10 protein-coding genes and 1 pseudogene are annotated in these 10,469 nt (G+C 44.5%); 1 reads left to right on the top strand and 10 read right to left on the bottom strand.

All coding sequences use genetic code 11. From position 1 onward, the window contains the following. Nucleotides 1-127: 127 nt before the first annotated feature. The 9 genes from QUB14_RS16175 to QUB14_RS16215 form a co-directional block, all read right to left on the bottom strand. Entirely contained in the window at nucleotides 128-1,300 is a 1,173-nt protein-coding gene (locus QUB14_RS16175) for an RNA-guided endonuclease TnpB family protein (RefSeq protein WP_333217891.1), read from the bottom strand. Nucleotides 1,301-1,575: 275 nt separating this feature from the next. Next, complete coding sequence (locus QUB14_RS16180; protein ID WP_333217889.1) at nucleotides 1,576-1,752, bottom strand: GUN4 domain-containing protein; 177 nt, start codon at nucleotides 1,750-1,752, stop codon at nucleotides 1,576-1,578. Nucleotides 1,753-1,956: 204 nt separating this feature from the next. Then, nucleotides 1,957-2,289, bottom strand: a complete 333-nt coding sequence (gene crn3, locus QUB14_RS16185) for a CRISPR-associated ring nuclease Crn3/Csx3 (RefSeq protein ID WP_006635328.1) — start codon at nucleotides 2,287-2,289, stop codon at nucleotides 1,957-1,959. Between the two features lie 43 nt (nucleotides 2,290-2,332). Continuing rightward, a complete protein-coding gene (locus tag QUB14_RS16190; protein ID WP_333217887.1) occupies nucleotides 2,333-3,262 on the bottom strand; it encodes a DUF192 domain-containing protein in 930 nt (309 codons plus the stop codon). 19 nt (nucleotides 3,263-3,281) lie between these two features. Further along, nucleotides 3,282-5,018 (bottom strand): NAD+ synthase, encoded by a 1,737-nt coding sequence (locus tag QUB14_RS16195; protein ID WP_333217885.1) that lies wholly within the window; start codon nucleotides 5,016-5,018, stop codon nucleotides 3,282-3,284. 87 nt (nucleotides 5,019-5,105) lie between these two features. Next, nucleotides 5,106-5,399, bottom strand: coding sequence for an isochorismate lyase (locus tag QUB14_RS16200; protein WP_190658973.1), 294 nt, complete (start codon nucleotides 5,397-5,399; stop codon nucleotides 5,106-5,108). Nucleotides 5,400-5,469: 70 nt separating this feature from the next. Beyond that, nucleotides 5,470-6,219: an NrtR DNA-binding winged helix domain-containing protein gene (locus QUB14_RS16205; RefSeq protein ID WP_333217883.1), complete on the bottom strand. Its 750-nt coding sequence runs from the start codon at nucleotides 6,217-6,219 to the stop codon at nucleotides 5,470-5,472. Next, on the bottom strand, nucleotides 6,180-6,779 hold the full coding sequence (locus QUB14_RS16210; protein WP_333217882.1) for a nicotinate-nucleotide adenylyltransferase: 600 nt from the start codon (nucleotides 6,777-6,779) through the stop codon (nucleotides 6,180-6,182). The genes QUB14_RS16205 and QUB14_RS16210 overlap by 40 nt, the downstream gene beginning before the upstream one ends. A 76-nt stretch (nucleotides 6,780-6,855) precedes the next feature. Then, the gene (locus QUB14_RS16215) at nucleotides 6,856-8,256 is read right to left on the bottom strand and encodes a nicotinate phosphoribosyltransferase (RefSeq protein ID WP_333217881.1); all 1,401 of its coding nucleotides are present in this window, start codon (nucleotides 8,254-8,256) and stop codon (nucleotides 6,856-6,858) included. Nucleotides 8,257-8,757: 501 nt separating this feature from the next. On the opposite strand from QUB14_RS16215, the gene QUB14_RS16220 reads away from it, so the two are divergent. After that, the gene (locus QUB14_RS16220) at nucleotides 8,758-8,907 is read left to right on the top strand and encodes a hypothetical protein (RefSeq protein WP_006635335.1); all 150 of its coding nucleotides are present in this window, start codon (nucleotides 8,758-8,760) and stop codon (nucleotides 8,905-8,907) included. A gap of 456 nt (nucleotides 8,908-9,363) precedes the next feature. Here QUB14_RS16220 and QUB14_RS16225 read toward each other — a convergent pair. Then, nucleotides 9,364-10,377: pseudogene (locus QUB14_RS16225) on the bottom strand (ISKra4 family transposase). Between the last annotated feature and the right edge of the window lie 92 nt (nucleotides 10,378-10,469).

A 10,469-nucleotide genomic window follows, 5' to 3' on the forward strand; every position in this document is an offset into this window, starting at 1 on the left:
TCAACAATCTGCAAGTTTTATCCAATATCTCGCAGATCCGCACCCGACAGATTAACACCACACAATATAGCTGCTACTCTAGTTCTTGACATCCACCCCGTCCTAAAGGAGCGGGGATTCCCAATCGTCACCGATTAGGTTTCTGCTTCATAGCACCCGCCCTAACAGACTTGCTCTGTTCAGGTCTTACGGTCGCTCCACAGACTGACACGGCTAGCCCAGCCGCCAAAATGTTTTTTGCGGCATTGGTATCGCGATCGTGGTTTGTCCCACATTTAGGACATTCCCATTCTCGAACATTCAATGGCAATTTTTCAACAATGTGACCGCAGTTTCCACACCGTTTAGAACTGGGAAACCAGCGGTCTATTTTTATAAATTCTCGCCCATACCACTGGCACTTGTAACTTAGTTGGCGAATCAACTCACCCCAACTAGCATCACTAATAGCAAGAGCTAACTTATGGCTTTTTACCATGTTCTTGATAGCTAAATCCTCAACTACAATCGTTTGGTTTTCACGAATTATTTGAGTTGTTAGCTTGTGCAAGAAGTCTTTGCGAATATCGACTATTTGTGCGTGGACTCTCGCCACTTCCCTCCGTGTCTTGTATCCGTTGTTGCTTCCTTTTTGCTTTTTGGCTAAGGCTTTTTGCTTCCTTTTTAATTTGTTACGAAGTTTTTTGAAATGTTTGGGATTAGCAATCTTATCGCCATTACTGGTGGTAATCAAGCTAGTAATCCCTACATCCAATCCGATGGTTTTATCTGCTTTAGGAAGCGGTTTGATCGTGTGGTCATTTACGAGTATGGAAACATACCAGCGTCCAGCGGGTGTTAGTTTTACCGTAACGGTAGACGGGATACACCCTTGAGGGATTTGCTTGCTCCAGCGAATAGGTAACGGCTCGTTACACTTTGCTAGAAATAGTTGACCGTTTTTCCACCGGAAAGCTGACCTGGTAAATTCAGCGCTACCACCGTTGTGCTTTTTCTTGAAATTAGGATATTTGGCTCGCCCTCCAAAGAAATTGGTAAAAGCTGCTTGAAGGTGTCTGAGTCCTTGTTGAAGAGGTACACAGCTAACTTCGTTAAGGAAATCAAGCTCTTCTTCTTTTTTCCAATTAGTCAACATTGAGGAGGTTTCTGTATACCCAACCCTCTCCTGACGCTTGTACCAAGCTTCCGTGCGGGCGGCTAAAGCCTTGTTGTACACTAACCGAGTACACCCCATTGTCCGTCGCAAGAGATTCTCTTGCTCGGTGGTTGGGTAGAATCGATAGCGGTAGGCTTTTTCCATCTTCACATTCTAGCGCGCCTTTTGTAAACCACTCGCTGGGTTCTGTATATTTTTGTAAAGCCGTCCTATAAGGACGGGGTTTCTACCCATTTTTCTGATGAACCTGGAATATGCGGTATTAGCTGTTACTTGCCGCAAGCGAAAGTAGAAAACAGATTAATTTTTGTAACTCTCCACGCTTGTCATGTTTGCGCGCCAGCAAAAAGACTGTACCTAGTTATGCTTTTATCGCTGTCAACATAACTTTGCCAACTTCATGCAGCAAGTGTTGGATACTAGCCGGGAAACTCCCTTGGTATAGGGATTACTTGCGAGCTCATGTTCCATCCTACTTGCTTGCTAAAATTTTGAATTTGACCTTCACAAGTTGGACAACTAGAACCGCCGAGTTTCTGCCAAACTTCTAACTGCGAAGTCAATCCATATTTGCCATTGCTGGATTGCATCCACATCCCATCCGCGCGGAGGTTCGGACAAAACAGATTCGCGCGCTTGTATGGCGATCGACTAATGTTTCTGAATAGTGGCTGCCTATTTTTTCTAGGCTATTATCCCATTTGGGTTGGCTGTTGTCGTCAAGATATACTCAACTTGGGCCGGAGTAAGAGTCGGATTGGCATTCAAAACCAAAGCCGCTACACCCCCTACGGAGAGTCTTAATCGCTCGGTAAACTCAATTTTAATACCTGTCCAACAGATACCTCGTGCTTGTGCGTCGCTACTACCACGGCACCTTCTAATCGCGGATCGTAACATCCAACCCAAGCCGCAGGATGACATTCGTGTACTAAATACCCGTACAGCCAAATTGCTCCTCTACCTTCAATGACAATTCCTTGGCTGAATTGAACGTCTTGAGGAAGTTTCAAACCTTGTAAATCATTTGGCGTAATGATACCGTCTTGAGTTGTAATACGCAAGCGCAAATGTTGGTAAGCTAAACCGTCTTGAGTTTGATTGGGGATTATTTTTAATTCAATAGGATTCATTGGATGCACAAATGTTGAAGGCTGCGATAAAATCATATACCTTTTACGGTAAATTGGGAATCCGATCGCCAACTTTCAGTCCCAATTGGGCCGCCCTTCCGCCTCTTAGTTCGATCACTCCGTCAACGGGAACATCCGGGCCGTAGTTGGGGCAGGTTTCGGTCAAACACGGCGGTACGTTAGGAATTATCGCCTGCACTACGCCTTCCCGCAGAAAAACCATATCGAGTTCAATCAATACGTTTTTCATCCAAAAACGCACGTTTCGCGCTGGTTCGATCGGGAAAAACATTCCTCTGTCATCCGGTAATTCTGTCCGAAACATTAAACCTGTGGCTTGTTCTTGGGGAGTTTGCGCCACTTCCAGTCCGATCGCGCGATCGGCTATAATCGTGTTAACCGAAATTGGCAAAAGCTGACCCCTATCTAGTCCGCCAAACAGCGAAATAAAGTTTGATTCAGTCAGATTAGACTTTCCCGAAACAACTCCTAAATATTTGCCCGAATTTTTATCTTTCATAATAGTTTGGTTGTCGGAAACAGAAAGCTCTAAATCGCTAAAATTCATGCCTTCTGTCAAGACAATTTTATCATTGCCGTTGCCAAAATCTGTAATTCTATCGGCTTCAGTAATAGTAAATGCGGCGGATGTTCTTTCAATCACAAATAAATCCTCCCCCGCCCCTCCTGTCAAGATATCCCCGCCTTCGCCGCCTATTAGCAAATCGTTACCCCGATCGCCAAAAATCCAATCTTCACCTTGTCCTGCATAGATTGTATCGCTTCCCTGCCCTCCAGACAGCGTATCAGCGCCTTCATTTCCTGCTAGCAAATCATTTTCCCGATCGCCAAAAATTCGGTCGTTTCCCCCCAAACCTTGAACAGTATCATTACCCGCAAATCCTCTAATCGTATCGTTGCTGAGAGTTCCCAGGAGAAAATCGAAGCCGAAACTACCGTCGATGTTAACCATTTTGCGTTTAATGATGCGTTTAATAAAATGAAGATTTGGCGATCGGCATCCGCCAACCGGTACCAAAAGCTCGATCGCTAATTTTCAAACCCGGGGCTGCTTGTCGCCGTTTAAACTCCGCTTGCCTCACTAATTTTACTACCCGTTTAACCACCGCTTCATCGTGTCCTGCAGCGACAATTTGTTGGGCGGATTCGTGATTTTCTATTAACCGCTGCAAGATGTCATCCAAAACATCGTAATCCGGCAAAGAATCTTGGTCAATTTGTCCCGGTTTCAGTTCAGCACTCGGCGCTTTACTAATAATATTAACCGGAATAATTTCCTTGTCCAGGGGCGGGCACGGGGGCACCGCCCCTACATATCCGCCAGAATTTAGCCACCTACAAAGCGAATAAACGCGAGTTTTCGGCACATCGGCAATCACCGCCAATCCCCCATTCATATCGCCGTAGAGAGTGCAGTAACCCACCGCCATTTCCGACTTATTCCCAGTCGAAAGCAGCAAATGTCCGAACTTATTGGAAATTGCCATCAACAGATTGCCTCGAATCCGCGATTGAATATTTTCCTCAGCAATCCCGAAAGTTGTGTTGACAAACAAATTGGCGAGAGTGCGATCGTAAGTTTTCATCAAATCGCCGATCGGCAATAGTTCGATCGCCATGCCCAGATTTTGGGCTAATTCCAAAGCATCCTTAACCGAATGATCCGAACTGTAAGGAGAAGGCATCAACACCCCTAGAACATTTTCGGGCCCGATCGCGCAACTGGCGATCGCCGCCACCAAAGCCGAATCTATCCCGCCGCTCAAACCGAGTATAACCTTAGAAAAACCGCACTTGCGAACATAATCTCGCACTCCCAAAACCAAAGCCGCCCAAATTTCGGCATCTCCTTCTGCCGGATGAAAACTTAAATCTGTTGTGGATCGGGCATCTTGCCCGATCCCGCCGCTGCCAACTAAATCTTGTTTAGCTGCGTCATATTCCAGCACCGCAAAATCCGTTTCAAAAGAAGCTAATACCTGAATTAAATCACCCTTTCGATTCACAGCAAAACTGCTGCCGTCAAAAATAATATCGTCATTTCCCCCTACCTGATTAGCGTAAATAATCGGTATCCCGCAGCGGATGACGCTGTGCTGCAACATCGCCGATCGCACTCCCCGCTTCCCCGCAGAATAAGGCGATGCCGACAAATTCAGCACTAAATCTACACCCAATTTTGCCAAATCGGAAACAGGATCGCCTGCGTAACTGCGTTTACCCCAAAATTCCTCATTGTTCCACAAATCTTCACAAATTGTTACGCCGACTTTGAGTTCGCCAATAGAAAAGTAATTGCTGTTTTCTCCAGGTTCAAAATATCTATCTTCATCAAATACATCATAAGTAGGCAACAAGCGTTTATGAAAAACTTGTTTGACGGCGCCATTTTGCAACAAAACAGCGCTATTAAACAATGATTTTCCGCCGAGTTTAACAGCATTAGCATTAGGTAAGGCAGTACCTGCTATGACTGCCAACTCCGGTGGCAAAGCTTGCGCCAGTTGCAGCAACTGTTCACCTGCATCTGCAATGAAACTCGGATTGATTAACAAATCGCGCGGCGGATAACCGATCAGGGAAAGTTCCGGTGTTAGCAATAAGTTTGCGCCCTCAACCTCAGCTTTTTTCGCAGCCTCCAGAATTAGGTTGGAGTTGCCAAAGATATCACCAATAGTAGGATTGAGTTGTGCGATCGCAATTTTCATATCACCAAATCACTTAATAAATATTGCTAACAATCCGCCCGCGCGGACTCACTTTCCTATAGTCCTAGATTTGAATCTAGCAAAAACTTACTTAGATTTGTAATGTTTCAACTCTTCCTCAATATAATAATTTACCAAATCCCGGTAAATATTTTCAACCACATCAGGATTCAAACCCGACTCTTTAGCCCACTCGCGCCGCTGCTGTAACATATCGTGAAAGCGATCGAACGCTTTAACGCTAGCTTCACTCGTTTTGAACCTTGCTGCAGCGATGACGTATTGAAATCTCTTGCTCAAAGCCTCGATCACTTCTCGATCGATAATATCAATTTCCTCCCGAACTTCGTGAATATTAGCGCATTCATCAGGGTCTTTCATAGCCTGCACTCCTTAATAGCTTCTATTCTAATGTTACTAAATTGCTCCCGGAATGTCATCCAAGGAACAGCTAAATAAACACCAGCGGCTTATTTTTGAAAGGAGCAAAAGCGGCCGCATCAAAGCGGTACAAACTAGCAGGCCTGCCCGCCCCGCGCGAAACCTTAACACCGGTATCGCACAAAAAACCCAATTTCAACAATCGAGCTCTAAAATTAGAATAATCAGAAAAATTTTCCCCCAAAATAGTTGTATAAAGCTGATACAAATCGCTCAAAGTAAAAAGTTCCGGCAAAACTTCAAAAGCTACCGGGCTGTATTCAAGTTTGTTACGCAGTCGCCGGTATCCGTATTCGAGAATTTGATTGTGATCGAAGGCAAGCTGTGGAACTTGTTGCACGGGATACCAAGCAATGCCGCCGACGCGGTGGCCCACACCCGCGACTACACTCCCAGCAATTAACTCAGCTTCCTCAAAGCGAACCAAAGCAAAATAACTCACCGAAAGATAGCGATCGCCCCTGGTAAATTCCCGAGGATCGCGCCCCGGTTCTCCGAAAGTATACAATTGCTCCAGATACAAATTTTTTACCCGAATTTTCTCAGACAAAATTCGGTAAGCCGCATTTTCAAGAGACTCTCCGTCCCGCACCAAAGTACCGGGAAGACTCCAAGAATCGATAAACGGTTCGTCTTGCCGCATTACCAACAGTACCAACAAGCGGTTCTGCACGGCATCGACGGAGAAAATCACATTATCTACTCCTACTTTAAAGTCAGCTAATGAGCAACCTTCGCCCTTTTTCGTGCCTCGTGCCATGCGTACAAATGCTCCCTATTGATGTAATCTTCGATAGTCGGAGTCAGAGCTTCCCTGTCTCCTGTTTCCCGATAGGAAGTAGAAGAAACATTGGGAGCACTCAAAGATGCGATCGCCACGTCTGCACCCATCCGCCTCAACTGCCACAAATCTAATTGTTCGGAGGGATAACCGGGTCGCGGTACTATCAGCAAGTCCACTTGTTTTAACAATTGTTCAAATTTGTACCAGCGAGACAGTTGCCCCACCAAGTCCGAACCTATTACCAGCGTCAAATCTGCATTCGGCCACAGCAATCTTGCTTGTTCCACAGTTTCTAGCGTCCTCGGACTGCTGAGTTCTGGATGCAAGCAAAGATTGTGTCTGGGCGAATTAATTTCTTGAATCATTAACAGCAGCATTGCCGATCGGTGTTCTAGAGAAGTTTGGTGCGACTTAAAAGGATTGTCCGACGCCCAAACTGCTACCCAATCAAAATGTTGGGAAAGCCAACTCAGAATTGTTTTGTGTCCTGCTGTGGGCGGATCGGCACTGGTTCCAAAAAGAGCAATCTTCTGCATAGGGAATCGGTAATGAGTAATGGGTAATGGGTAATTGTTCACTGTTGACTGTTGACTGTTGACTGTTGACTACTGACTAATGACTCTTTTGGGTTTTTTGGGTGAGACTCTGCAAATCTGGAGAAATTTCCACCTGCGACGAAATTGGGTTGTCAAGTTGGCGAGTTTCGGGTCGAAGACTGGCGACAGAAGCAGCAGTTCGTTTGGCGATATCGTCCAAACTTTCCTCGTTCTGGACTCGTTTGCCGTCCTTGACAACCAATTTCATTAATGGTATAGAATCGCAATTTTTAATATTTTCTCCTGACAATGCCAAACAATCTCCGAGAATTTGCCCATTTTCAATATGTCTAAAAATTTGCTTTCTTCCTGGATATGTTACCTTGCCGCTTGCCTCTTTCATCACCGGAATTCCGTCAATTTCCACCAACTTATAAACACCGTTGACAGGGGAACCGCTGACCAACTTGGTTCCAAAACCGTAACCGTCAATGCAAGCGCCGCTACTTTTTAATTTCGCAATTTCTCGATCGTCCAAATCGCCGCTAGCAAAAATAGGAACGCCCGGAAGGATCGATCGAACTTCCCGAGACAGCACCGCCAAATCGCCCGAATCCAGCCGCACGCCTTCCAACTGCATTTCACCGCTGTTTACTCGATCGGCCAACATCCGCGCCGCCGCCACAGTATCATAAGTATCGATCAGCAGCGGCGCCCCCGGAAAATAGCGGTGAAAAGCTGCAAACGCCTGATTCTCGCTGCCTTCGAGGGCAGCGACAGCCATTACCAAAGCATGGGCGATCGTACCGACAGGCTTGCGGCCCAACTTCAAAGCAGCCAAAACATTAGAAGTTCCGTCGAATCCCGCAGCCAGAGCAGCCCTAGCCGCCCAAACAGCAGCTTGAGGCCCAAAAGCCCTGCGCGTCCCGAATTCAAGCAACTTAGCCTCCGGGCCCGCCACATCGCGCAGCCGCGCTGCCCGCGTCGCAATCAAAGTTTGATAATTTATGGCATTTAATAAATAAGTTTCCACTAACTGAGCCTGCCACAGAGGAGCCTCAATTCGCAGCAGAGGCTCGTTGGCAAACACCGCCGTTCCCTCCGGCACCGCCCAAACATCGCCAGTAAAGCGGGCTGTGGCGAGTAAAGTCCAAAATCGCTCCGGGGCGCCGGCAAAAATCCCAGTGGACTGCAAAGCCTCTATTTGCGCCGGCGAAAACCGAAATTTTTCCAAATAATCGAGAACTTGGGCCAAACCCATGGCGATCGCGTAGCCAAAACCCTCTGGCAGCCTGCGCGCGAATAATTCAAAACTCGCGACCCGCCCGTCGAGCCCTTCCCCGACATAACAAGCGGCCATCGTTAGCTGGTAGAGATCGGTCAAAAGGCTGTAATCTGCTGAAGAAACCGTTAGTTCCCGGTCTTCTAAGATTTCTTCAAAACCTGTGAGCTGCAGGCTTTCTGTGGTAGTTTTCATAAGAAAAACCCCGGACAAACTTCTTTTTTTTAATTATAGTGACAAACACCATATCTTTTTGTAAATCTTTGATAAAGATTACATATATTTGTCGGAGAAATTCGCTGATTATGCCCTTTCATAGCGGATTTCGGTTAATTTGTACATTAATATTATGGTAAAACCAATATAAATATTTAATTTAACAAACTCAGGAATTAAGCACAAACACTCAAGCGTTCCCGGTTTTTTGCGAAAATATTTCCTTGCAGCCTTTGAATAGAGTTAGACAACCCGGTTTCTGAGCGTCGGGAGGGCGATCGCGACAGCTTGAGTTGACCAAGGAAAAATCTACCAGCAAAAGGTCGATCGTCCAACAATGCGTAATTCCTAAAACCTTCAGCTTGCTTCAATGTTGCAGACCAATAAGTAATTCAAATAAATATTGCTAAAGTCATCCATAGCCCAAAAATCCGAGTAATCTAATAAGTATCAGAACCCAGATTAAGAGAGGCAGATTCTATGAATCTTTCTAAATCTTTGGCAAACGCGATGCGTTACGTTTCGGAAGCAGCGGTGCGGATTTTTAGCCCCAGCGATGACAACTATCCAAATAGTGGAGTTCAACCTTTTGAAGGTAAGCTCTCCAAAACTTCTAAATCGAGAGACTGAACAGCCATTCACGCAGTTCCTAGCGAGTTCGGTACAGGCATTCAGTTTAACAGTCAACAGTTAACAATTAATTGTTGACTGTTAACTTTTGACTTGGGATTTTTGACTTGGGAATTTGAGTGTTAATAGTAATTGTAGATGGGGTTTCTCTTCCTTCTACCCCACCTACAATTACCAATCACCAATTACATTGAACTTCCCCAACTGATAAAAGGCATATTCAGTGTAGAGTAAGCTTTTGGAATAAAGATTTTTGCCCCCGGTTTACTGCGTATAAATTAGAGAAACACTAAGCAAAACTACAACCTTATGTTGCACTAGGGTTGCTTCAGTCATCTTATCAAAAATTAAACTACATAGCAATCCTTACAGGAATCGTAAATGTTTTACCCCACCCCAACTCTCCCCGAACCAGCGGGGAGGGAGTAACGGGTGCATCTCACTTTTGCAGATACATCAAGTAGAAAGTTGACCATTGAGATAAGCACAGCGAAGAGAAAGGATAGAGGAAACACTCTCGATATTCCACTGCGCTCCCGATAGTTTCACCCAAGCGTCCAATTCGTTTAATCGTTGATTCCACTGTTCCAGAACCGATAGAACTTAAAGATTCTTCTTTATATAATCGGTAGTTAACTATTCGGTTGCGATGGAAATCTAAATAATTACACAAGGTTTTAAATCCTTTTTTTTTCAAATATTTAAATAAATTAATAACTTCATTAACTTGACCTGACCACAACAGATTTTCTGCTTGCTTTACTCGTTTTGCTGAACCTCCTGTTTTGTAGAGATTTTCTTTCAGATGATACCAATCTAAGATTTCTTGCCTTTGTTCAGGCGCTCCAATTTATTGAAATAAGTTCCAAATTCCCGGATGACCATCTCCTATGCAATACATAGGATGTAGCAATTTTTGGCTATTACTCCAATCAATTAAATCTTGATTATTTTGAAAAAAGGCTCCGCAATAAACATTATCTAAACACAGGGCTTTATAATCTTTCCAATAACATGGCTCACCCTTGTTTTCGTTGCGTAGCCTGACTTTACCTCCATCTAAGGTAATTTCTTGGACTCCTTGTTTAGATGTAGGCAATTCAAATTCTTGTCGTTTTACTAATCTCTGTAACGTACTATGAGCAACTGGGATTCCTGTGAATGTTTCTAAATCTTGTTCTCCTTTTTGATAAGACTCATTATTTCTGATTATCAGAGCACACTTTTCCATCATGGGACTAAGTTGACTATAAGGTTTTAACCCGAAATATTCCGCCTGATTATTTGTAATCCGGAGCGACCCAACTACAGATTTTACTGTTCGCGTTCTTCCGGTTTTAATTCCTGATGCTGTTGAAAAAAAAAGCTACCTAATTCTGGCCCCACTTCTGATAATATTTTTTGACGAAGAGATTTTTCGATACTTTCAAAATTTGACAGTTGGGTTGAATCTGTATTTCTGTAAAGAATTTTTGCTACCTCTTTTAAGTAGGTCGGCGGGGAAAATCACAAGTATGTAACAAAAGATTAAGTAGGGTGATGGGACTTAAATTTAATACGTT

It is taken from the genome of Microcoleus sp. B3-D2, from assembly GCF_036705345.1.
Classification (GTDB): Bacteria; Cyanobacteriota; Cyanobacteriia; order Cyanobacteriales; family Microcoleaceae; genus Microcoleus.